We start from the raw sequence: 24,272 nt of genomic DNA on the forward strand, positions 1-24,272 counted from the left end.
GATAAATGCAGGCAGATTTACTTAAAACCACATACATACTTATCGCTGTCATAGCAGTTATCCTGATCATGGTGGTTATAGTTCTTCTAATTAGGAGATGGAGAAACAGACCTCTTCCCATGGATGAGCTTGGCGGCCATGAATTTGAATACTACTGCGCAGACCTTCTAAAAAGCCACGGCTTCCAGGAAGCTACGGTTACCAAAGGAAGCGGAGATTTCGGAGCAGATATCCTTGCGGAGAAGGATGGCGTAAGCTATGCGGTGCAGTGTAAGTGCTACGACAGGCCAATCGGCGTAAAGGCCATACAGGAAGTATATGCAGGAAAAGACTTCTATGACTGCATGGTTGGCGTAGTAATGACCAATCAGTACTTCACAGAGCCCGCGGTTACCATGGCAAAGAAGCTAAACATCATGCTTTGGGACAGAGGCTATATAGACAGTATGGAAAAAGAAAATGAACATTAGCGAGGAGTAAAAAAGAGGCTATGGAACAAGTTAAGTTCCATAGCCTTTAGTTATTTAAGCTGCTCTAAAATTTTATCAGAAAATATCTCTTCCCTTTTCATCTGCTATTCCGCTTTTTCTAAAGAAGTAGGAATTCACCTGATCGCACCACTCCTTAGCATTGTGAATCTGCATGTCAAAGCGCTGCTTTACTCTTGCAAATGCTTCAGGTTCAATCTCCTTTTCAAGACTGTCCCACATAGCTGCAAGCTCTTCAGCTTCTGACTCACCCTCAAAGTGGGTATCGTAGATGTACTGTATAAGAGTTCTGCCGTCCTTCAGCTTCCAGGTATAAGGGATGTGATGGAAGAAAAGAAGCAGTTCTTCAGGGCAGGTCTTGGGATCATTGTAGATTTCAGCATTTTCCTTGTAGTACTGCTGAGCATAGCCAGTACCCTTATCGCTTCTGTCAACGCCAAGTCCCAGGTGGTCTGCTCTGTGGTAGGTGCCCCATCTTGAGTACTCATAGCCATCCACACTTGGTCCGTAGTGGGTTTCCGGAGTAACCATCCAGCCAATTCCAAGAGGACAGGTATATTTCTCGTATATTCTTCTTGAGTCAAGAAGCATCTTTACAAGCTTATCCTCAGCGGCCTCGCTGAGAGCAAAGGTCAACTTAACCCACTCTCTTGCGATCTCTTCAGAGGAAAGAGTCATATCAAAGGCAAGTCTGCCAAAGCCGTAGGTGTTGGCAGCAGCCAGGTCGTTTCCTGTCCAGTTGAGGTCGTTACCCGTATTAATAACAGCAGCGATTCCGCAGTTCTTATTTCCAAAAGCTTTGCCGCTTATGACATCTGCTACAGTATCCTTATCATCCTGGCAGTGTGTTCTGAACTCAAGAACTTCCTTGAACATGGGCATAAGATAGCATAAGTCGATCTGATGTCCTGTATACTCCTGAGCAATCTGAACTTCCAGCATCTGATTTGTCTTGGTAAGACCGCCAAGAAGAGGAGAAACGGGTTCTCTTATCTGGAAATCCATGGGGCCGTTCTTAATCTGAAGAATAACATTGTCGTGATACTCACCGTCAAGATCCTTGAAATAGTCATAGCCTGCGCGGGCTCTGTCTGTCTTTTTATCTCTCCAGTCCTGTGTGCAGTTATATACAAAGCATCTCCAGATGATGAGTTTATCGTATTCTTTTACAATGTCAGCCAGCATGTTTGCGCCGTCTGCCTGTGTCCTTCCATAGGTAAAAGGACCGGGTCTTCCCTCAGAATCGGCTTTTACAAGAAAACCTCCAAGTTCAGGAAGCTCTGTGAATACTTCCCTGCATTTATCCTTCCACCAGGAAATAACCCCTTCATCAAGGGGATCGCAAATGTCCATCCCGCCGATTTCTATGGGAGATGCGAAATTAAGAGACAGGTACATTTTGATACCATAGTCTGCAAAAACTTCAGACAGCTCCCTTAGCTGTGCGTAATATCTGTCAGTTATCATGTAGCTGGCAGCCTGCTTTACATTTACGTTGTTAATTACGATGCCATTAATGCCGATGCTTGCCATGAAACGTGCATAATCACGGGTCCTGTCATCAACAATAATCTCATTATTAACATAGAAAAATGATCTTCCCGAATAACCTCTTTCAATGCTGCCATCCATATTGTCCCAATGGTTCATCATACGAAGCGGATTATCAGGCTCTGATAATAGCTCAAAATCAGCGTCAACTTCTCTTAAAGTGATAAGTCTAAGAAGCTCGAACATTCCATAGAGGGCACCGTTTTCGTCGGATGCGCCGATTGTAACTGTGCTTCCCATCTTTTTAACAACAAAGCCTTCCTTAGCTATGGATGAATCCTTTATTACCTTAAGCTCTGTGTCAGCACCGGTATCTGTAATCTCAGCTCCCGTAAGTTTTGGAAGAGCAAGAGAAACTTCGTTTTTAAGGCTATTAATAACTCTGTTTTTCTCATCAAATCCATCAAAAGAAATATGCCATTTTCCGCCATCATCACTTACTTTGTGATAAGCAAGCCAAAGCTGTGACCAATCTGTATTTTTCACTGTAATAATTCTCCTTAATGTACAAATAATGCCATGTAACACAATAATTCTAAAATTTTTCGTGGTACATGGCATTTCAATATTTGCGAAGTTGTATTTACTTATTGCTTAGGTAATTGCCTTGGTTTTCCATCTTCCAACCTTGTAGGTAAGGAAGGTTATGAATGCACCAAGGGTCCAGGTAATCAGCATTGAGAGCTGCATCATGTAGCAGTTACCCTGGGGAAGCTCAGGTGATTTTGTAAGGTTTACAAAAATGTAGGCCATTGGCACACGCATGATGATTGATGAAAACATGGAGATCCACATGGGAGCAACCGTATCACCGGCTCCGCGCATAATACCTGAAAGGCACTGGGTAACCTCCATGGCGATATAGCCAACAATCAGGATGCACATCATCTTGTAGCTCATATCGATAAGCTCCTGGGTACTGGTGAAAATTCCCATAATATATTTTCCAAAGATGATGATCAGTACTGAGAGAATTGCGGAAATCCCCATTGCTGCAAGAGTTCCGCTCTTTGCACCCTTTTCTACGCGGTCGATTTTTCCTGCTCCGATATTCTGACCTGCAAAGGTGGTCATGGCACTTCCGAATGAGAATGCGGGAAGCATTACGAATCCGTCGACTCTCATAACGATTACGTTAGCAGCTATATACAGCTCGCCGAAGGTGTTTGTAAGGTTCTGAACAACTATCATGGACATTGAGAAAATAGCCTGTGTCACACCGGAAGGAAGTCCTAACTTGATAAGGTTCATTGTGTAGTATTTTTCCGGTATCAGGTATTCCTTCTTCATGTCGAAAACATCTGACATCTTGGTAAGCTTCCTCATACAGAGAAATGCTGATACAAACTGTGCAAGTACTGTTGCAAGGGCAACACCTGCTACGCCCATCTTGAAGGTAGCAACAAATACAAGGTCCAAAGCGATATTGAGGAATGTTGCAACCAGCAAATAAATAAGTGCTGAAACAGAATCACCAAGACCTCGAAGGATTCCGCTCATTATGTTGTAGAATCCACCGCCCAGGATTCCGATGAAGATGATCCACAGATAAACCGTACACCAGTCAATGATGCTCTCCGGGGTTCCAAGGAGTTCCAGTATGGGCCTCGTTATTATGGGACCCATGATCATAATGATAAGTGATGCTATTGCTGTCAGTGTGATACTGCAGCCAATTGCTTTTGATAAGTGTTCCCTCTGCTTAGCGCCAAAATACTGGGAAACCATGATTGATGCACCTACTGCGATACCCATGAAAAGAACAAGCATGAGATTAAGGATGGGACCTGCACTTCCGACTGCTGCAAGTGCGTTATCGCCAACAAATCTTCCAACTATTATGCTGTCTGCTGTGTTATAAAGCTGCTGTGCGATGTTTCCCAGAAGCATGGGAATGGTAAACTTGACAATCTGCCTGACGGGGCTGCCCTCTGTCATGTCAACAGGGGCGAAAATACTCTTAAAATTCATAACTTTCACCAACTTCTTTTTCTTTCTCTTCTATAAAATATGTTAATGAAAAGTATGACAATTGTCAAGGTTTTTAACCGGCTATTATTTTACAAAATAGTGTCTTCCAAGCCAGCGTGAAATGCCGTCGAGGCCCGGATATACTATTCTTTCGGAGATGTTTTGGTGATCAAGCATGTCTCGTATCTGCCATCTCAGCTCTTTTCTGATAATATACTTCACTGTTTTTTCTGTGTTCCTGTTAAGGAACCCCTCAATATCCTCCATGGAACTTGGGATGACGGCAAAAAACGAGTACTGGTTCACGATTCTGACATCGACAGAGGGTGGCTCTATCATCAGAAGCGACTCAGAGCCCATATCTTCATCATACTGTTCCAGGGAGGAGCAGGCTTCTGCCAGCATATCAACGGAAAATACAGTGGTTGCGTACTTTGTTGCGATTTTTTGATATTTTTCCGGTAAAAGATCGTGGAGCTCGTGGATGTCGGTTCGCCAGACTGCGCTGTCGTGAGCTTCCATCTCATCCATATCATTCTCTGTTACGGAGAAATGCAGAGCCATAAGGGGCGAAAATGACCAGTCAAGAAGCCTTGTGGGAAGACCGTGATGCTGTCCAAAGATCATCTGTCGCCAAATGGAGCGCTCAATCGTGGGCTCTTCAAGGGCGGCATATTTTGTAAAGTTTCTAAGCATACAGGGTTCAAGTTCTTTTCTTTTGTCCTTACAATTGCGCATAAGGCTTGTGGTGAGAGGAAACTCTGCGTCAGGCTGCCCTCTGTAGACAAAGAGATTCCGGTGACGATCTAAGTCTTTTCTGTATTCCTGTTCGGAAACCATATCAAAAAGGGAGTTCATATCAGAAATTTCAACCGTTTTAATCATATTGAGGACCCTCATTAAGAATGAAAAACATTTATGGTTGCTTACAATAATATTTTATCACATTGCGCAATTTTTAAGTGCATTGAAGCAACGAATGAGTGGAAAAAATAAGGGCTAACACTTACAATTTGCTCATCAAACTGACTTTAGTTATAAGAGGATTCGATATGAACAGAGAAGAAGCAAGAAAAAGAGCAGAAGAACTTGTTAGCAAGATGACCGTTCAGGAGAAGGCATCTCAGCTTAAGTTCGATGCAGAAGCAATCGACAGACTAGGAATTCCCGCATATAACTGGTGGAACGAGTCTCTTCACGGCGTAGCAAGAGCAGGTACCGCAACCATGTTCCCTCAGGCAATAGGAATGGCTGCAGCTTTTGACGAGGAGCTTATGCAGGAAGTGGGCGAAGTAATCGCTACTGAGGGCAGAGCCAAGTACAACGAGCAGAGCAAACGCGGTGACAGAGATATCTATAAAGGTCTTACATTCTGGGCACCCAATGTAAACATCTTCCGTGATCCCAGATGGGGACGCGGTCATGAGACTTATGGTGAAGATCCCTTCCTTACAGGAAAGCTTGCAGTGCCTTTTATCAAAGGTATGCAGGGTGATGGTGAGTATATGAAGGTAGCTGCATGTGCCAAGCATTTTGCAGTTCACTCTGGTCCTGAAGCTTTAAGACACCATTTTGATGCAAAGGCTTCCAAGAAGGACATGGAGGAGACATATCTTCCCGCTTTTGAGACCTGCGTTAAGGATGCAGATGTAGAAGCTGTAATGGGAGCATACAACAGGACAAACGGTGAACCCTGCTGCGGACACGAGGTTCTGATGAAGGATACTCTTCGCGGAAAATGGGGCTTTAAGGGACATTTCGTTTCCGACTGCTGGGCTGTTCGTGATTTCCATGAAAACCACAAGGTTACAAGTATTCCTGAGGAATCAGTAAAGCTTGCCCTGGAAATGGGATGTGATCTTAACTGTGGTTGCACATATCAGAGAGTAATGAATTCATACAGAGCAGGAATGCTTGATGAAAAGTACATTACAGAATCATGTATCAGACTTTTCACAACAAGATTCCTTCTTGGTATGTTTGATGAGACAGAGTATGACAAGATTCCTTACACTGTAGTAGAGAGCCCTGAGCACCTTGCAGTTGCAAGCAGAGCAGCTCTTGAAAGTGTAGTAATGCTTAAAAATGACGGCGTTCTTCCTCTTAAGAAGGGCGAATATAAGACAGTGGGCGTTATCGGTCCCAATGCAGATTCCAGAGTTGCTCTTATGGGTAACTATCACGGAACAAGTTCCAAGTACGTAACTGTACTTCAGGGAATCCAGAACGCAGTAGGAGAGGACACAAGAGTTCTTTACTCAGAAGGCTGCGATCTTTGGAAGGAAAATATCAGCGGACTTGCTAATCCCTTCTATCCCGACAGATTATCAGAGGCTCAGACAGTTGCTGAATATTCAGATATCGTATTTGTTGTTCTGGGACTTGATGAGACCCTGGAGGGTGAAGAGGGTGATACAGGTAACCAGTTCTCATCAGGAGATAAGAACGACCTTAACCTTCCTCTTTGCCAGAGACTTCTTTTGAAGAATGTCCTTGATATGGGAAAGCCTACCGTTGTCATTAATATGTCAGGAAGCTCTGTAAACCTTGAGCTTGCTGACAAAAGAGCAAACGCTATTCTGCAGGCATGGTATCCCGGAGCAAGAGGCGGCGAGGATATCGCTAAGATTATCTTTGGCGAAGTATCTCCTTCCGGTAAGCTTCCTGTAACCTTCTACGGAGAAGGCAAGGATCTTCCTGAGTTTACAGATTACTCAATGAAGAACAGAACCTACAGATATTATGAAGGAACTCCTGAGTATCCCTTCGGTTTTGGACTTACATACGGCGATAATAAAGCACTTTCCGTGAAGACAGGCGACTTTACAGAGGACGGAATGGACGTCACTGTAACAGTTAAGAACGACGGAAAAGTGGCTACAGATGACGTAGTACAGATCTATATTAAGGATATGGACAGTGAGTTTGCTGTTAGAAATTACAGTCTTTGCGGCTTTAAGAGAGTAAGTCTTAGTGCCGGCGAAGAGAAGGATGTAACAGTTAGCTTGGATAAAAGAGCATTTACTACAGTTGATGAAGACGGAAACAGAGAGATTTTCTCTAAGAACTTCACAATCTATGCCGGCTTCTCACAGCCTGATGAGCGTTCTAAGGAACTCACAGGATACGAATGTGTATCTGCAAAAGTTACACTCTAAAAAGCTCATAAATACCTTCTATTATACGGCGGCGGACCTTTCATGGTCCGTCGCTGTTATTTTACCTAAAAAGCAAGATAGAGGGCGATAAGTGGGACAACTGTGTATGGAATGGTTTACGAAATCACATTATAATCATATCAACATAAAAAACATGCAGATAGCACGCATTGCTGATATACTGATTTTTGTTATGAAAAAAGTAGGAGGAAATAAATGGAAGTAGAAAAGAATGTACGCAAAAAAGTAGAACACTACAAGGACAGAAAAATCGGACCCTTTATTCCGATCATAATCGTTCTGGTTTTCCTTGCAGGTGCAGCCTTTGACTCCTTTTATAATGTAAGTGAGCAGGAGCAGGCAGTTGTAACACAGTTTGGTAAGGTTGTGGCTACCAATTCAGCAGGACTTTATTTCAAGGTTCCCTTTATCCAGGCTGTTCACAAGGTAGATATGACAACCCACGGTATAGGAATCGGATATACCATAGATGGAAACGGCCAGAATATCACTGTTGAGGATGAGGGTCTTATGATCACCTCTGATTTCAACTTTGTTGATATCGATTTCTATCTTGAATACAAGGTTAGCGACCCCGTAGCTTATATCTACAACACAAGTGATCCTGAGACCATCATGAAAAATGCCGCACTGGCAAGCATCAGATCAACAGTTATCAACTTCCCTGTAGATGAAGTAATCACCACAGCTAAGGGCCAGATCCAGTCCGATGTTAAGACACTTTTATCAAATGAACTCACCAAGCAGAATATCGGTCTTTCAGTTGTGAACGTATCCGTACAGGACGCAGAGCCCCCGACGGATGAGATCAAACAAGCCTTCAAGGCTGTAGAAACTGCTAAGCAGGGAAAAGAAACCGCTGTAAACAATGCTAAAAAGTATCAGAGTGAGCAGGTTCCCGCTGCAGAGGCAAGTGCTGACAGAATCGTTCAGACTGCAGAAGCTGCCAAGGCTGCAAGAGTTGCAGAAGCAGAAGGTGAAGTTGCAAAGTTTAACAGCATGTTTGAGGAATACAGCAAATACCCTCTTATCACCAAGCAGAGATTATTCTATGAAGCTATAGAGGATGTCCTTCCGGATGCAAAGCTTATTATCACTGATGGACAGACAGAAGAGATACTTCCTTTGGATAGCTTCAATCAGAGTACTACAGAAATGGCTCCTATTCTGAATTATGGAGACACTACTGAGACAACTGATCAGAATACAGATGGTGAATAAGATATTGGAGGATATGATATATGAAAAAAACAATAGCCGGAACCCTGGTAGCGTTTATCGCTTTAGCACTGGTGGTAATCCTTGGCAATTCATTATTTACAGTTCATCAAAAAGAATTTGTTGCAGTAAGACAGTTCGGTAAGATTGTACGCGTTGAAAACGAGCCCGGTCTTAAGATGATCACTCCTTTCGTACAGTCAACCCAGAGAATTAATGCAGCGATCAAGATGTATGACATCCCTAAATCCGATGTCATCACAAGAGATAAAAAATCCATGATAGCAGATACCTACGTGCTTTGGAGAGTTGTTGAGCCCGTTAAATTTATCCAGTCACTTAATGCTATCGATTCAAGGGCTCAGGAGAGAATAGAAGCTGCTGTTTACAATGCTACAAAGACAGCTATCTCTTCAATGAGTCAGGATGAAGTTATCGAGGCAAGAGGTGAGACTCTCACAAAGCTCATCACAGATGATGCCAACTCAGATATGGACGGATATGGCATTGAGATAGTTACAGCTCAGATAAAAGCTCTTGACCTTCCGGATGACAACAGAACCGCTGTATATGAGCGTATGACATCAGAGCGTAACAACATCGCAGCTTCTTATCAGGCAGAAGGTGCAGCAGAAGCTCAGAAGATAAAGAACGAAACCGATAAAAAGGTTGCTATCTTAACAGCAGATGCCGAGAAAACCGCAGCACAGCTTGAAGGTGAAGGCGAAGCAGAGTACATGAGTATTCTTTCTGAAGCCTATAACACAGAGGATAAGGCAGATTTTTACAACTATGTTCGTTCTCTTGAAGCAATGAAAAAATCCTTAAACGGTGGACAGAAGACAATTATTCTTGATAAGAATTCTGAGATTGCAAGACTTCTCTATGGCATGAACTGATAAATTAGAGCCCAAACCCGTACCTGGCGGGTGTTTTGGAAATATATATAAAACAGAAGAGGCTATGGAACTTAACTTGTTCCATAGCCTCGATTTTGTTTAAAGCCTTTTGCCAGGGTATTACTTATAAATATCCATGATTGCGTCTACAACGCTTTCTCTGTACCAGGTCAGGTTGTTACGGTCAAATATTGCAAAGTGCTCATTGCCTTCCTCATACTGACCATTATCCCACCAGATGCAGGGTACACCATTTGCTTTTGCAATTGAGAGGTAATCAGAAACCCATCTTGTTACGTGGGTTATATTGTCATTTTTGTGGATAGCTCCGTATTCAGTGATGATAACAGGAATATCCTTACTTAAGAAAGTCTTCTTTAAGTCATTGAATACATCCTGAATATCCTTTTTGTGGCTGCCATCCCATGTGTTTAACTCCCAATCTTCATCGATGTCAAAGGTAAATGCATAAGGTGTGTAGGCATGTATTGATACGCCTATATGGTCATCCTCGGGAATCTCAACATCATTAATTGTTACAGGAAGAGGAGATGCAGCAACGGATGTTATAAGAAGAAGTCTCTTCTCATTGTTGCCGCCTGTTGCTCTTACTGTATCAACAAAGGTCTTGTTAAGACGATTTAAGCATTTTCTTACTTCGTCTGTTCCGCCGTCCCATTCATGGGCATCGCCCTTAATTCTGGGCTCGTTCAGACCCTCGAATATAAGGTGATCTCCGTAGTCTTTGAAGTGTTCTGCGATTTGCTTCCAAAGTGCAGCGTGTTTTTCATCGACTTCATCAATGTGAGCATCATCAGGGATTCTCCAATCCTCCTCATGATGGGTGTTGAGGATTACATACATTCCATCATCAAGGGCGTAGTTTATAACCTCTTCAACTCTGGAAAGCCAAGCTTCATCAACGGTGTAATCCGGTGCTTCGCCTATGTGGTCCATCCAGGTGGTGGGAATTCTGATAAGGTCAAAGCCCTTGTCGTGAAGGACATCAATCATATCCTTGGTGGTCTTGGGGTTACCCCAGCTGGTTTCAGCAGCGACTCCCTTTGTGCCGTGGGAGTCGAAGGTGTTTCCAAGGTTCCATCCTGTGGTCATTTCAGCGACCAGGTCTTTTGGTGAAATATCTCTCATTTCGTATTTATCCCCCGCTGCTGCAGGTGCATCTTCTGTTGTTTCGGCATCTGCTTCCTCAGCATCGTCTGTAGCTTCTGCTGTTTCTTCTGTTTCTTCTGTTTCTTCTGTGGCAGTGGTTTCGGCTTCCTCAGAGGCAGCAGTTTCTGCTTCCTGTGTAGCAGCCGGCTCTGCAGGCTTTTGTCCGCAGCCGCTTACTGTGGTAGCCATAAGGGCTGCAGCAACCATAACTGCCGAAATATTTTTCTTAATTACATGTGACTTCATTTTTTGCTCCTTAATCATGCAAGAATTCTATGGAAGCAAGGCTTGCGCTTCCTGTACCATTATACCTTAGATAAAGAGCATGTGTGCCACTTATTTTCGGGAACCTGCACTCAAAGGCTGCCCATATATTTGATGAGATGGCTTCAATCTCTCCAAGAGGCGCATCATTAATGCCGGTCTTTACTTCGAACTTGCCGCCAAAATAAGCTCTTGTGCGAATTCTAAGACCTGTAACATCCTTAAGGTCAAAGTACTTAAATCCAATGGTAGTACCGTCTGTGATGGACTTGATATAACCGGGATTCTGATCGCCGTCGCCGCCTTCCTGGACAACTCGTGGAGCTGTGGGCTCAACGTAGATGTCATGCTTTTCTGTAAAGATGTTGCAGGCAAGATATGCCGGGTATTCACCTACATCAGAAAGTGGACCGCCGTTAAGTCCGCAGGATGTGATCTCAACCTGCGGAATTGATCCGTCAGCATTAATTGTGAGCTTTTCTGCGCAGCCCTGTCTGCTGTACCAGTTACCGTTTGTGTGTCTGTGATAGAAGATATACCAGTCATCACCTATCTGAACCATGCTTCCGTGGTTATTTGCGCCGTAAGCAGTAGCTTCCTCAGCCCTTTTGTAGCTGTCTATGTGAAGGTCGCAGTTACTTACAAGGACGCCGCCATACTTGAAGGGACCTCTGGGATCCTTGGAGGTAGCATAGCAAAGCTCATGCATAACTTCTGATGAATAAATGAAGTAGTAGGTGTCCTTATGCTTTCTGATTGATGATGCCTCGAAGAATGCATGGCCTTCGAATTCAGTTCCTGCAGCATATTCTTTTCCGGGAGCTACAAAAATGGGAGCTTCCTTAATTGTCAGCATATCTGGACCAAGAACTGTCAGCATGGAGCCGTGTCTTGATTTATCACCCTGTCCGCAGAAGCCTGTGTACATATAGGTAACATCGCCCTCTGTGAGAACGCCGGGATCAAACTGAGGCTCATCGCCCTCTTTATCTCCAAGCTTTGTGCCATCTTCATAGTGAACATAGCCGTAGAACTCGTAAGGGCCTGCCGGAGTATCACTTACTGCCACAGAAACGATTGAAATCTTATCAAGCACATAATACAGATAGTATCTGCCGTCGGGGCCAACCGTTACATCAGGGGCATAGAGACACATATGGCCGTCCGGATTTGCGGGATCCTGAGTCTTTTTATAAATAACACCTTCGTAGTGCCAGTTGCCAAGGTCATTTATAGGAGCAGAGTAGCAGATATAATCTCCAAGGCAGAAGGTCTCGCCGTTGTAAAGATCATGAGATCCGTAAACATAGACTCTGTCTCCGAAAACATAGGGCTCTCCGTCGGGAACATACTCCCAGCTTGGAAGATAAGGATTTACAGCCTGCTTTTTACTGTTCTGGCGGATGCCACCTTCAAACTTAGGAGTTGCGCCTCTTCCAAGGAACTCCATCTCAGCTCTGCACTTATCTGTGTAGGGGATCCACTTGGGAAGCTCTTCGCCATCCCACCCCTTGCCGTTAGGATCGCCTGTCTTTATAAAGTTGGCAAAATAGTCGCACATCTGACGTGCCAGATCAAAGTGCCTTCCGGCGTAAGGTCTGTGACATTTTGCAAGGGATTCAAAGAAGAACCACAAATCTACTGAATGGAAGGTTCCGGGATAGGAATCACCCTTGTTGCCATCACCCGGGATATCGGGATCAAAGCGATAGTAGTAATTATTCTGTCCGTTTTTCTCAGCATCAAGGAAGGTCTCTTTTACTGACTTTTCTACGATGCTTTCGCCATTAATTGCAAACTCATCTGAAGTATTTCCTGAGATTATGGGAGCTTTGGTGCATTTGCCCTCTGCAAGAAGCTCTATGGGATTACCCTTGCAGAACTGGCCGTCCATAATAGGGAACATTCTGGGATGATCAGCGATATATTTTCCATAGCCGTTAAAAATCTCTTCAGTGGAAAGCTTTCTTGCTTCTTCAAGTGTTGATACGCCGAGAACCTCGAAGAATTCTTTTCCGTGAGCTTCAGCCTTTTCCAGTGTGAGAGGCTTAAAGATATCAGAATCTTCATCAGGATGATGGATCATTCCGCTGATTACAACGGCGCCTTTAATGATGTCAAAGTTTTCCTCATTGGTGAACTGCTGCATTACACTGGATCCGCCTGCTGACTGACCTGCAATTGTAATTTTGTCAGGATCTCCGCCAAAGGCTGCAATATTTCTGTGAACCCAGTGAAGTCCGGCTCTCTGATCGAGAAGGCCAAAGTTACCGGGAGCATCGGGAGCTTCTGCTGTGATGTCGGGATGAGCAAGATATCCGAATACATTCAGACGATAGTTTACGCTGACAACGATAACGCCGCGTCTGGCAAGCTTTTCGCCGTCAAACTCCATCTCTGCTGTGTATCCCCACTGGAATCCGCCGCCAAAGAACCATACAAGAACAGGAAGCTTTTCGTCTGTCTTTTTAGCAGGTGTCCATACATTCAGATACAGGCAGTCCTCGCTGATTTCGATGCCGGGATCTACGTGCCACTCGCGGCAGTATATATCTGTTCCAAGGCCCGGTCTGTCCTGAACGGAGATAGGAGCAAATTCAAAGGCATTAAGTGTGCCTTCCCAGTCCTTGCAGGGCTGAGGTGCTCTGAATCTGTTCTCGCCAACAGGCGGAGCAGCGAAAGGAATGCCTTTATAAACTGTTACTCTGGGATCTGCACCGGGCAGACCCTTAACTTTTCCGTTTTCTACTTTTGTCTCTCTAAGCATGTCTTTTCCCCTTTATTTTGCTATCATTCATTAGTTTTTAGTGAAAGAAATATATACATAATTTATATTATCTGACACTTGTAAAGTCTTATCAATAATTGCTACGCCTTAGTCAAAGCTTGCCTATATGCAGCTTTACGCAATTACTGAAATTATTTTCGCAACTTTTTTGTGGCGGCTATTGCAGACTCAAATTTATATTTTTGTTAAAGTAATTTTTTTGAGGAGACGTAAATATGATGAACGTTTGTGCACAGCCTGCAGAAGTGGGTGAGATCGAAGCTACCGCAGAACTTAAGGAAAGCTATAAGGCAGTAACTGACCATAATCCGCTTATGGTGCAGCGCTTTGGTGCAGATCCTTACGCTCTTGTATATGACGGAAGAGTATATATCTATATGACAGGGGATAAGATTTCCTATAACCCTGATCGCACAGTAAAAGAAAATACCTATGGAAACATAAACACAATCTGTGTCATTTCATCAAGTGACCTTGTAAACTGGACTGACCACGGAACTGTTTATGCAGCAGGTAAGCTTGGCGCAGCAAACTGGGGTAACAACTCCTGGGCACCTGCGGCTGCTTATAAAAAGATAAACGGTAAGGACAAGTTTTTCTTATATTTTGCCAATAATGGAAACGGCATAGCTGTTCTTACAGCTGATTCACCTACAGGACCTTTCACAGATCCTTTGGGAGAAGCTCTTATTTCAAGAGAAACACCTACCTGCGCAGAGGTTACATGGCTTTTTGACCCTGCTGTACTTATGGATGATGACGGAAGTGCATACATTTATTTTGGCGGCGGTGTTCCGGGACCTGATAAAGCAGACAACCCGGGAACAGCAAGAGTTGCAAAGCTTGGCGATGACATGATAAGCCTTGATGGCGATCCCAAGCCCATTAAAAATGTACCTTACCTCTTCGAGGATTCAGGCATCAATAAGATTGGAGATACATACTATTACTCATATTGCTCCAATTTCGATGTAACCAAGGATGCCACCCAAAAATATGGCTTTGAGTCCGGTGAGATCGTGACCATGAAATCAGATTCACCCATGGGACCTTTTGAGCTTTGCAATCCCGTTCTTAAGAATCCTGAATTTTTCTTTGGTCTTGGCGGAAATAACCACCACTGCATATTTGAGTTTAACGGTGAGTGGTACATTACCTATCATTCAAGAATTCTTGAGGAAAAGATGGGAGTTCTTGGCGGCTACAGAAGTACCAGCATCGACAAGCTCATATTGAATGATGAGAATGAGCCTACAACAAGTAAAGGCACAAGAACAGGTGTTAAGCAGCTTGAGACAGTTGATCCTTATAAGGATGTGAAGGCTGTTACAATTTCAAACGCAGCAGGAATAGACACAAAGCAGTTTGGCGAAGAGGCTAAAAAGTACGGATCAGGCGACATGATCCTCTCTGAGATCTCCGATGGCAGCTGGACCTGCGTAAGCGGAGTTGATTTTGGAAAAGATGGTGCCAAGGAAGTTTCAGTAAATGCCTGCGGAACAGGAAGCGGAAGCATCAGCATTCGTCTTGATACTCCCAGCGGTAAAGAGGTGGGAACAGTTGAAATCGATAAGCCCGGAAAAGAGCTTAAGAAGATAAAAGCTGTTTTGGACGAAAAAATAACCGGAAAACACAATTTGTACTTTGTATTCTCTGGTGAAGATTATGAAGTATATTCATGGAAGTTTGGGCGATGATACATCGCCCATATCTTTATTTCCCAGGCCGCCTGAGAAAAGGGTTCTGTATTCACCAGGCGTGCATCCCTTCTTTTGCTTGAAGGTTCTGTTGAAGGTAGGGATGCTTGAGAATCCGGCCTGAAGAGCAATATCTGTAATTGACAGATCGTCTCTTGTCAGAAGGACCTCGGTTGCCTTAATTCTGGTATTTATCAGATAATCGTAGAAGGTGCAGTTCATGTATTCCTTAAACAGTCTCGAGAAATGGAACTTGGAGAAACCGCTGTAGGAAGCCACATCTTCCAGAGTGATCTTATTCGTATAATTCTCATCAATATAATCGATGGCATTATTTAATCTGTCAAAATACTCTCTTCTCTTAATAGGTGAAGTATCATTGAAAAGCTGAAGCTTATTCAGATGATATCTGGATAAGATGGTCAGTATCTGGAACAGGTGCGAATAAATCGAGAACTCGTAGAATTCTGATTTCTGAAAATACTCATTCCAGATCTGTGAAAAGAGATCGTAAATATCATTATATATAGGAGCATATTCGTCAGGAGTAATGTGTATGCAGTCCTGAAGCATGGAGATAAGTCCCGAATATCCTCTTACAGACGAAAAGAAGTCTATATCGAACAGACATATATATCTTTCACCGGTCCTGGGTGCATGGAGAAAATGCGATTTTCTGGGCGGGATGAAAAGAATATCTCCCGGAAGAACGTGATGTCTTTCTGTATCAACATCAACGTCATAGTAATTTACTATAGGAAATACTATCTCCAGCGCATTGTGCCAGTGAGTAGGATAATCCGTAGTCTCGATATTATGCCAGATACGGATGGAACTGTCCTTAGGAAAGATTGATTTCTCATTATCACCTTCCAGCACACGCTCTGTAAAATCAGTATTCTGCTGATAATAATTGAGTTTCAACTCGTCTTTTAACTTAATCACGATATGTACCCCTTGCTAACCCCAAATTAACATTGCAATCGTATATTAGCACAAATGATAACACATTACTATCAAATTTTGCTTTTTTGTTTTAAGTACAATGGTAATTTTATTAAAGAACACAAGGCATCTATGTGGTTTTTGTATATAGTGCACAAAAAACATGGTTCATTTTTTGCTCATTAATCGCAATATCTGAAAGGCGCAAGGCAAGAAGTGGTAAGCATGCCCATTTTGAAGCCATTATACTAAGCATTATCATAACTGACTATGATTAGCAAAATTTGGTAAGCAAATATTGGGAGGATACATCTTGTATCGGAGGGGCAAATCTTTTATTTCAGCAATTGCCTGCATGACAGCGTTGGGGTTAACACTTGGTGGCTGTGGCAGTGCAGATCATACAGAAAATCAAGCAGAATCAGAAAGTACCATATCGAATGAATCGGCTGAGACTGAAAGCTCCGAAGAGAGTAAGGAAAGTCCTGCCGAGAGCGAAGAAGCTTCTGAGAGTGATTCAGAAGAAGCTGCAGAGGTCACAGAAGTGACCGCGGAGGAGACGGAAGAGGTGGACGAAGCGCAGGAAGTTCCCATACTAAGGGACTGTGTACAACAGAAGATGGGATGCAGAATCGGATGCGCGCTCACAGGGGATGAGCCCTGGGACATTCCTCTCTGGAATCTGGTTACCACACATTTTAGTTCGGTAACGCTTGGAAATGAGTTAAAGCCCGATTCGCTGTTTGGATACAGCGTAAGCACATGCCCCGGAACAGAAGAGGCAGAGCTTAACGGAGAGACCATAACGGTTCCTGTTCTTAATTATAAGAATCCCGAGAAGATTCTTAATAAGATACTTAAATGGAACGAGGCCAATCCGGACAAGGCACTTGAAGTAAGAGGACATGTTCTTTTATGGCATTCCCAGACACCTGAGTGGTTTTTCCATGAAGACTACGATAAGACAAAGCCTTATGTAACACCTGAGGTGATGACCAAGAGAGAAGAGTGGTACATAAGAGAAGTACTTACACACTTCACAGGCGAGGACAGTCCTTACAAAGATCTCTTTTATGGATGGGATGTTGTTAACGAAGCGGTTTCGGATGCAACAGGAACCTACAGAACAGACACCGAGAATCCTAACGAAGATCTTAATGAAGACAGACACGGAAACAATTCAAGCTGGTGGCATGTATATCAGAGCGAAGAGTTCATAATAAATGCATTTAAGTTCGCCAACAAATATGCACCTGCAGATTTAGAGCTTTATTACAACGACTACAATGAATGTGTTCCTAAGAAAAGACAGGGTATCATAAAGCTCCTTGAAGCCATTAAGGCAGAGGAGGGAGCTCCCGGAGAGGGAACAAGAATTGACGCCATGGGCATGCAGGGACATTACAGTGTAAACAGCAATGCCAACGATGTAGAGGTTTCGGCCGAAGCCTACGGCGAAGTGGTTGGAAACGTACAGATCACAGAATGGGATCTTTCAGCATCTGATGGCTACGATGGCAGCGTGGAAGCCATGGAGACAGAGTATGAGAAGCAGCGCAAGACATACAACCTTATGTACTACGCACTTCAGTCAGCAAAGAACTCAGGCAAGGTTAACATCACAGGAATGACTTTCTGGGGAACGGTTGATAAATACTCATGGCTGAACTTCCGCTCCAATGTCGGCGGAGGAAGTAAGAAAGACCAGAAACAGTGCCCGCTTTTGTTTGACAGTAATTACGAACCAAAGCCGTGCTTCTATGTTTTTGCGGATACTAATTAACCTAAAAAGGGAAAGAGACTTAAGGTAATGAACAAAAATCTAAAAACCGTAATTGGTGTAATCATAGCTTTAGCAGTAGTTATAGGTATATGCGTAGTACTTTCTCACACCGAGGTAAAAGACTTCCATGAAAAATATGAAGGAGTCGACCTTACTGAAGAAGTAGAGGGAATGGAGAGAACAGGAAGCTATACCGGATACCTGAATGAACATGCCGGCGTGAAAAAAGCAGACAAGGATGTTGAGGTTAACCTTATGGATTACACATCCGAGGGCGATGTTCACGAAGAAGAAAATGCAGTTTTCACAGAGACAGGTTCAAAGATCACCTGGAATGTGGATGTGCCTGAAGAAGGAATGTACAGACTATTCATTGAGTACAAGCTTCCTGAGTCAAGAGGTGTAGCTGCAGAGAGAACAGTATACATAAATGATGAGCTTCCCTTTGAGGATGCAAGAAATATAGCATTCACAAGAATGTGGATGGACGGTGGCGAGGTCAAGGTTGATAACCAGGGCAATGAGATCCGTCCCAGACAGGTTGAGTATTTCGACTGGCAGAGTGCTTACTTCAAAGATGATATGGGATACATCGCTGAACCCTATCTCTTCTATATGAATAAGGGAGCAAACACTCTTACATTTGAAGCAGATAACGAGCCGATGCTCATTTCCAAGGTTGTTGTCAGTGCGGCAACAGAAAGACCTACTTATGAAGAGTATGCGGCAGCTAATGCAGGAAAGAGCGACAGCGCAGAAGCAAAGAGCTTCATGGAACTCATACAGGGTGAGGATTCAACAATCAGATCCGAGTCATCACTTTATGCAAAGTATGACAGATCATCACCCACAACAAGTCCTAACAGTGTAACAACCACCAAACTCAACTATGTAGGTGGTGAGAGCTGGAGAAGCTCAGGACAGTGGATTGAATGGAACGTTGAGATTCCGGCAGACGGTTTCTACAACATCATGGTAAAGGGTCGTCAGAACTACGCAAGAGGATCTGTTTCAACCAGAAGCGTACTGATCGATGGCGAGATTCCTTTCAAGGAGCTTGAGGAAATATCCTTTGGATATAACAACGATTGGGACAGCATTACTCTGGCAGATGAAAACAAGACTCCTTACAACTTCTACCTTACAAAGGGTACTCACACCATAAGGCTTGAGGCAACTCTTGGTGGAATGGGAACAATCCTTCAGGAAATGGAGGATTCAACCTACAGACTCAATCAGATTTACAGAAGAATACTTGTATATACAGGAGCAAATCCTGATATCTACAGAGATTATCATATTGATACAACATATCCCGAGATCATGGAAGCCATGGAGCTTGAAAGTAAGCGCCTCTACAAGATAGTAGATGACATGGTTGCATATTCAGGACAGAAGGCAGATAACATAGCAACAGCACAGACAATCGCTCAGCAGCTTGAAAGATTCTGTGCAAAGCCTCAGAAGATAACAACAGAGTTTGTAACATTCAAAGATAACATCACATCACTTGGTACTGCTTCACTTAAGATGAGTGAGACAAAGCTTGATATCGACTACCTGGTTGTATCGGGTACAGATACACAGCCCAAGAAGGACAAAGCCAACTTCTTTACAAAGGCAGCACATGAGATCAAGTCCTTCGCAGCATCCTTTGTAGTTGATTACAACTCAGTCGGTGATGTTTACGACGAGAATTCAGGTGAAGAGATCGTAAAGGTTTGGGTACTCACAGGTCGTGACCAGGGTACAATCCTCAAATCCATGGTCGATGACGATTTCACTCCCAACTCAGGAGTAAAGGTTAACGTAGAAATCGTTGATCCCGGAGCACTGCTTAACGCTGTACTTGCAGGAAGAGGACCGAACGTAGTTCTCTCAGTTGGTGCAGATCAGCCTGTAAACTACGCTCTGCGTGGTGCAGCTGAAGATATAACCCAGTTCGATGGTTGGGAAGAAGTAATGTCCCACTATTCGGAAAGTTCTTATGAACAGTACAGACTTGATGGTCACATCTACGGAATACCTGAGACACAGACCTTCAACGTAATGTTCTACAGAAAGGACGTACTTGAGGAGCTCGGACTTGAGCCGCCTCAGACATGGCAGGAGCTTATAGAGATGCTTCCCACAATCCAGGGAAATAACCTCTCTGTCGGAATTCCTACCGCAGCAGGAAGTAGCGGTGCTACAGCAGCTTCAACATCAATCATGTCGAACGTTCCTGACCTTTCAATGTACTTCTCACTTCTCTATCAGTATGGCGGAGATATGTACAACGAAGACGGAACAAAGACAACTGTTAATACAGAGGCCGGAGTAAGGGCATTTGATGACTACGTAAGATACTTCAATGATTATGGAATACCTACTATTTACGATTTTGTCAGCAGATTCCGTTCAGGTGAGATGCCGATAGGTATATCCCCGTATTCGACCTACAACACATTGATGGTTTCCGCACCGGAGATCAGAGGACTTTGGGATTTCACTCTCATCCCCGGAACAGAAGTAAATGGTCAGATAGACAGATCAGATTTCATTACAGGAAGTGCCACAATGATGATCAGTACAGACAATGATCAGCTCAGACAGAATTCCTGGGAATTCATGAAGTGGTGGGCAACAGCTGATACACAGGTAAGATTCGGTCGAGAGATCGAGGCACTCCTTGGTTCATCTGCAAGATATGCAACAGCCAACAGAGATGCATTTTCAAATCTGTCCTGGAGTGCTGACGACATAGCAGTACTTGATGAGCAGTGGGATCAGACCGTTGGTATCAGGGAGGTACCCGGCGGATACTTTACCGGAAGACATATCTCAAATGCCATCAGAAAAGTATTAAATGAGAAGGTTGACTCACGAGAGACAATCATAGATTACTCAATTCTGATAGATGAAGAGATTATAAAGAAACGTAAAGAGTTCGGTATGCCGGTAGAGGAATAAAAGGGAGAAACTATAGCGATGAAGGAATACCTGCAGAAATATTTTGTACTGCGTAAACATAATATGAATGTTGCGTGGAAAAAGGCTAAAAATCGTAAGATGTGTTACCTTTTCCTCGCACCCTACGCAATCTTATTTACGATGTTTTATGTGTTTCCTGTAGTAGCCTCGATCTATTACAGCTTCACATATTACAACATACTCGAACCTCCTAGGTTCATAGGACTTCAGAACTATGTGAGTCTTGTTTTACAGGATGACATATTTCTGATCGGTGTGAAAAACACAATGATGATAGCGCTGATCACAGGGCCTCTTGGATACATTTTGTCCTTCCTATTTGCCTGGCTCATAAATGAGCTGCCCAGATGGATCAGAAGTATCGCTGTCATCGTGTTTTACGCACCGTCTATAGCAGGTAACTGCTATGTAATCTTCTCAGTATTCTTCAGAGGAGATGCTTACGGATACGTAAACGCGTTCCTGATGAATTTAGGTATCATTGATGCACCAATACTTTGGTTTATAAATCCTCAGTACATGCTTCCCATATGTATGGTAGTTATCCTGTGGATGTCACTTGGTACCGGATTCCTTTCATTCGTAGCCGGACTTCAGGGTGTAGACAGAGCACAGTTCGAGGCCGGATACATGGATGGTATCAAGAACAGATGGCAGGAGCTGTGGTACATCACACTCCCCAACATGAAGCCCATGCTCATGTTCGGTGCGGTAATGTCAATCACACAGTCCTTTGGTGTTGCAGACGTAACAATGGCACTTTGCGGATATCCCAGTACGGATTACGCAGCAAGAACAATTGTTACTCACTTGTTTGACTATGGTTTCTCAAGATTTGAGATGGGTTATGCCTGTGCCATAGCAACTATATTGTTCCTCATGATGATACTTTGCAATAAAGCTATTCAAAGTCTGTTAAGGAGAGTTGGAACCTGAAATGAGCAAGAAGCTAATCAAGAAAAGAAAGCCAAACAGATCGATCGCAGGAGATATAGCACTTTACGTTTTCCTGTTACTTGTAGCATTTGTAATGGCATTTCCAATTATATACGCAGTCAGCAGTGCACTGAAGCCTTTGGATGAGCTGTTTAAGTTCCCGCCGAAGATCTTTGCACAGCATCCTACAATGGACAACTTCTCGGATCTGTTTGTAACAATGGGTAAATCCTGGGTTACATTCTCCAGATACTTGTTCAACACAGTGTTCATAACCTTCCTTGGAACCTTTGGACACCTCATAATCGCATCCATGGGTGCGTTCGTACTTGCTAAGTACGATTTCCCCGGCAACCAGACATTCTTCAAAGTTGTAACAGTTGCCATGATGTTCACAGGTTGGGTAACACAGATTCCTAACTACCTGATCCTGAACAAACTCGGATGGATCGATACCTACTGGTCAATAATCATTCCGGCATTTGCTTCACCTATGGGACTTTTCCTTATGAAGCAGTTCATGGAAGGTCTTCCGACATCACTTATCGAGGCTGCCAAGATCGACGGTGCCAATGAGTGGCTGGTATTTTCAAGAATTGTAATGCCTAACGTTAAGCCCGCATGGATGACACTTATCATCTTCTCAGTACAGGGACTTTGGAACAACAAGGCATCAACATACATCTATTCAGAGGAGCGCAAGACACTGGTTTATGCACTCCAGCAGATACAGAGCGGTGGTATAGCCAGAACAGGACAAGGCGCAGCCGTACTTGTAGTAGTAATGATCGTGCCGATCATAATATTCGTATTCTCAGAAAGTCAGATCCTCGAGACCATGGCAAGTTCTGGTTTGAAGGATTAATGCTGAAAGGACTTAAATCTTATGCGTAAGAAAAACATACTTTTAAAAACCGCAGCACTGGCTATGGCTGCAGCATTTACAGTCGTTACTCCGATAACGGCGCAGGCATCTGCGGAATATGGATATTCATACAATTACGATTACTGGGGCGATGTTCAGGAAAGCCCGGATCTGTACAACGTATGTAAGGTATTCACATCTTCAGACTTAGGACTTGATGTGAAATTAAAGAATCCTCAGGGAATGTACGTACATGGTGATAGCATTTTCATCTGTGACAGTGGTAATAACAGAATTCTTGAGCTGAAAAGATCTTCCGCTGAGAGCCTTGAATATGTAAGAACAATAGATTCTTTTAATGGCGGCGAAGGAGAGGCAACTCTTAATAACCCTACTGATATAGCAATATCAGAGGATGGAGATATTTTCATAGCAGATCAGGGTAATGCAAGAGTTTTAAAGCTTGATAAAGATTTGAATTATCTTATGAAGTTTGAAAAGCCCGATGATAAGACTCTTGATCCCAAGCTGGTTTTCCAGCCCAGCAAGCTGGCGATCGATACAGCTGAGCGTGTTTACTGTATAGCAGTTGGAATCAACAAAGGTCTTGTCAAATATGAAAACGACGGAACCTTCTCAGGATTTGTAGGAGCAACACCTGTTACCTATGATTGGACAGATTATATATGGAAGAAGTTCGCATCTCAGGAGCAGAGAGCCAAGATGGTATCATTCGTTCCTACAGAGTATGACAACATCTTCATGGATTATGAAGGCTTCATATATGCCTGCACCGGTGCAGTTAAAGCTGATGACCTTAGAAACGGATCAGCTGATGCAGTCAGAAAGCTGAATCTTATGGGTAATAACATCCTGGTTCAGAACGGTGACTGGAACGCATACGGTGATCTTTACTTTGGATCAGGCGGTGGTTACGAAGGACCTTCATATTTCACAGATATCACTGTGATGGACAACGACATCTATGCATGTCTTGATAAAAACAGAGGTCGTGTATTTGGATATGACGATCAGGGTCACATGGTATTCGCCTTTGGCGGAAACGGTAACATGGATGGTTACTTCAGACAGCCCTCAGCAATAGAAAGATATGGTCATGAGCTTTATGTACTGGATTCACTTGATTGTTCAATAACAGCTTTTGTGCCTACAGAGTTTGGTAATCTCGTTTATGATGCCATCGAACAGTTCGACCAGGGTAATTACGAAGCATCCGGTGCTTCCTGGGAGAACGTAATGAAACAGAATGGTAACTACGATCTCGCTTATATCGGTATAGGAAGAGCACTTCTTCGCCAGAAAAGATATAAGGAGGCGATGGACTATTTCGAGCTCAAGTATGACGCAGAGAACTACTCCAAGGCATACAAACAGTACCGTAAAGAGTGGGTTGAGGATCACATAGTAATAATTGTTATAGTGATCCTGGCACTTTTCCTTATCCCTCTTTCAATTGGAAGGGTAAAGAGAATACGCCACGAAATAGACACAGCAGACATTTTCGTAGCAGGCAGAAACAGGTGA

The 24,272-nt window shown here is 43.4% G+C and carries 16 protein-coding genes; 10 read left to right on the plus strand and 6 right to left on the minus strand.

What is annotated here, in order from left to right:
* Positions 1-5 precede the first annotated feature (5 nt).
* Positions 6-470 carry a restriction endonuclease gene (locus tag G610_RS0103690; RefSeq protein WP_026523705.1) on the plus strand — a complete coding sequence of 155 codons (465 nt, stop codon included), beginning with the start codon at positions 6-8 and terminating at the stop codon, positions 468-470.
* Positions 471-545: 75 nt separating this feature from the next.
* Here the strand turns inward: G610_RS0103690 and G610_RS0103695 are convergent, their stop codons facing one another.
* From G610_RS0103695 to G610_RS0103705, 3 genes are all read right to left on the minus strand, one after another.
* Entirely contained in the window at positions 546-2,525 is a 1,980-nt protein-coding gene (locus G610_RS0103695; protein WP_242829607.1) for an alpha-glucuronidase, read from the minus strand.
* A 108-nt stretch (positions 2,526-2,633) separates the two neighbouring features.
* Positions 2,634-4,010, minus strand: coding sequence for an MATE family efflux transporter (locus G610_RS0103700; protein ID WP_242829608.1), 1,377 nt, complete (start codon positions 4,008-4,010; stop codon positions 2,634-2,636).
* Positions 4,011-4,094: 84 nt separating this feature from the next.
* Complete coding sequence (locus tag G610_RS0103705) at positions 4,095-4,895, minus strand: FRG domain-containing protein (RefSeq protein WP_196809801.1); 801 nt, start codon at positions 4,893-4,895, stop codon at positions 4,095-4,097.
* Positions 4,896-5,062: 167 nt separating this feature from the next.
* Here G610_RS0103705 and G610_RS0103710 point away from each other — a divergent pair, with 167 nt between their 5' ends.
* The 3 genes from G610_RS0103710 to hflC all read left to right on the plus strand — a co-directional run bounded on the left by G610_RS0103710 (position 5,063) and on the right by hflC (position 9,306).
* Positions 5,063-7,168 carry a glycoside hydrolase family 3 C-terminal domain-containing protein gene (locus tag G610_RS0103710; RefSeq protein WP_026523709.1) on the plus strand — a complete coding sequence of 702 codons (2,106 nt, stop codon included), beginning with the start codon at positions 5,063-5,065 and terminating at the stop codon, positions 7,166-7,168.
* Positions 7,169-7,384: 216 nt separating this feature from the next.
* Positions 7,385-8,410 (plus strand): FtsH protease activity modulator HflK, encoded by a 1,026-nt coding sequence (gene hflK, locus G610_RS19585; RefSeq protein WP_035792035.1) that lies wholly within the window; start codon positions 7,385-7,387, stop codon positions 8,408-8,410.
* Positions 8,411-8,430: 20 nt separating this feature from the next.
* Positions 8,431-9,306: a protease modulator HflC gene (gene hflC / locus G610_RS0103725; RefSeq protein WP_026523710.1), complete on the plus strand. Its 876-nt coding sequence runs from the start codon at positions 8,431-8,433 to the stop codon at positions 9,304-9,306.
* Between the two features lie 120 nt (positions 9,307-9,426).
* On the opposite strand, the gene G610_RS19590 is transcribed toward hflC, so the two are convergent.
* Together G610_RS19590 and G610_RS23770 are read right to left on the minus strand one after the other, a co-directional pair.
* Positions 9,427-10,722: a glycoside hydrolase family 5 protein gene (locus G610_RS19590; protein WP_035792092.1), complete on the minus strand. Its 1,296-nt coding sequence runs from the start codon at positions 10,720-10,722 to the stop codon at positions 9,427-9,429.
* A 10-nt stretch (positions 10,723-10,732) separates the two neighbouring features.
* Positions 10,733-13,507, minus strand: coding sequence for a carboxylesterase family protein (locus G610_RS23770; RefSeq protein WP_330368089.1), 2,775 nt, complete (start codon positions 13,505-13,507; stop codon positions 10,733-10,735).
* 236 nt (positions 13,508-13,743) lie between these two features.
* Here G610_RS23770 and G610_RS19595 point away from each other — a divergent pair, with 236 nt between their 5' ends.
* On the plus strand, positions 13,744-15,225 hold the full coding sequence (locus G610_RS19595; protein ID WP_081667192.1) for a glycoside hydrolase family 43 protein: 1,482 nt from the start codon (positions 13,744-13,746) through the stop codon (positions 15,223-15,225).
* Here G610_RS19595 and G610_RS19600 read toward each other — a convergent pair.
* Entirely contained in the window at positions 15,205-16,170 is a 966-nt protein-coding gene (locus G610_RS19600) for a helix-turn-helix transcriptional regulator (RefSeq protein ID WP_242829609.1), read from the minus strand. The two genes, G610_RS19595 and G610_RS19600, sit on opposite strands and share 21 nt — an antisense overlap.
* A gap of 313 nt (positions 16,171-16,483) precedes the next feature.
* Here G610_RS19600 and G610_RS0103750 point away from each other — a divergent pair, with 313 nt between their 5' ends.
* From G610_RS0103750 to G610_RS0103770, 5 genes are read left to right on the plus strand one after another with little or no spacing between them, the layout of a single operon-like run.
* On the plus strand, positions 16,484-17,953 hold the full coding sequence (locus tag G610_RS0103750) for an endo-1,4-beta-xylanase (RefSeq protein ID WP_026523712.1): 1,470 nt from the start codon (positions 16,484-16,486) through the stop codon (positions 17,951-17,953).
* A 27-nt stretch (positions 17,954-17,980) separates the two neighbouring features.
* Complete coding sequence (locus tag G610_RS0103755) at positions 17,981-20,905, plus strand: extracellular solute-binding protein (RefSeq protein ID WP_026523713.1); 2,925 nt, start codon at positions 17,981-17,983, stop codon at positions 20,903-20,905.
* Positions 20,906-20,923: 18 nt separating this feature from the next.
* Positions 20,924-21,862, plus strand: coding sequence for a carbohydrate ABC transporter permease (locus G610_RS0103760; RefSeq protein ID WP_026496253.1), 939 nt, complete (start codon positions 20,924-20,926; stop codon positions 21,860-21,862).
* A gap of 1 nt (position 21,863) precedes the next feature.
* Entirely contained in the window at positions 21,864-22,727 is an 864-nt protein-coding gene (locus tag G610_RS0103765; protein WP_026496252.1) for a carbohydrate ABC transporter permease, read from the plus strand.
* A 21-nt stretch (positions 22,728-22,748) separates the two neighbouring features.
* Entirely contained in the window at positions 22,749-24,272 is a 1,524-nt protein-coding gene (locus tag G610_RS0103770; protein ID WP_026523714.1) for a hypothetical protein, read from the plus strand.

This window comes from Butyrivibrio sp. MB2005 (assembly GCF_000424285.1).
Taxonomy (GTDB): domain Bacteria; phylum Bacillota; class Clostridia; order Lachnospirales; family Lachnospiraceae; genus Butyrivibrio.

What these genes read in the sequence shown, in the direction of transcription:
- G610_RS0103705 (WP_196809801.1), bottom strand. Translation starts at nt 4,895, where the DNA reads ATGATTAAAACGGTTGAAATTTCTGATATGAACTCCCTTTTTGATATG.
- G610_RS0103700 (WP_242829608.1), bottom strand. Translation starts at nt 4,010, where the DNA reads ATGAATTTTAAGAGTATTTTCGCCCCTGTTGACATGACAGAGGGCAGC.
- G610_RS19590 (WP_035792092.1), bottom strand. Translation starts at nt 10,722, where the DNA reads ATGAAGTCACATGTAATTAAGAAAAATATTTCGGCAGTTATGGTTGCT.
- hflK (WP_035792035.1), top strand. Translation starts at nt 7,385, where the DNA reads ATGGAAGTAGAAAAGAATGTACGCAAAAAAGTAGAACACTACAAGGAC.
- G610_RS0103755 (WP_026523713.1), top strand. Translation starts at nt 17,981, where the DNA reads ATGAACAAAAATCTAAAAACCGTAATTGGTGTAATCATAGCTTTAGCA.
- G610_RS23770 (WP_330368089.1), bottom strand. Translation starts at nt 13,507, where the DNA reads ATGCTTAGAGAGACAAAAGTAGAAAACGGAAAAGTTAAGGGTCTGCCC.
- G610_RS19595 (WP_081667192.1), top strand. Translation starts at nt 13,744, where the DNA reads ATGATGAACGTTTGTGCACAGCCTGCAGAAGTGGGTGAGATCGAAGCT.
- G610_RS0103690 (WP_026523705.1), top strand. Translation starts at nt 6, where the DNA reads ATGCAGGCAGATTTACTTAAAACCACATACATACTTATCGCTGTCATA.
- hflC (WP_026523710.1), top strand. Translation starts at nt 8,431, where the DNA reads ATGAAAAAAACAATAGCCGGAACCCTGGTAGCGTTTATCGCTTTAGCA.
- G610_RS0103760 (WP_026496253.1), top strand. Translation starts at nt 20,924, where the DNA reads ATGAAGGAATACCTGCAGAAATATTTTGTACTGCGTAAACATAATATG.
- G610_RS0103710 (WP_026523709.1), top strand. Translation starts at nt 5,063, where the DNA reads ATGAACAGAGAAGAAGCAAGAAAAAGAGCAGAAGAACTTGTTAGCAAG.
- G610_RS0103765 (WP_026496252.1), top strand. Translation starts at nt 21,864, where the DNA reads ATGAGCAAGAAGCTAATCAAGAAAAGAAAGCCAAACAGATCGATCGCA.
- G610_RS0103770 (WP_026523714.1), top strand. Translation starts at nt 22,749, where the DNA reads ATGCGTAAGAAAAACATACTTTTAAAAACCGCAGCACTGGCTATGGCT.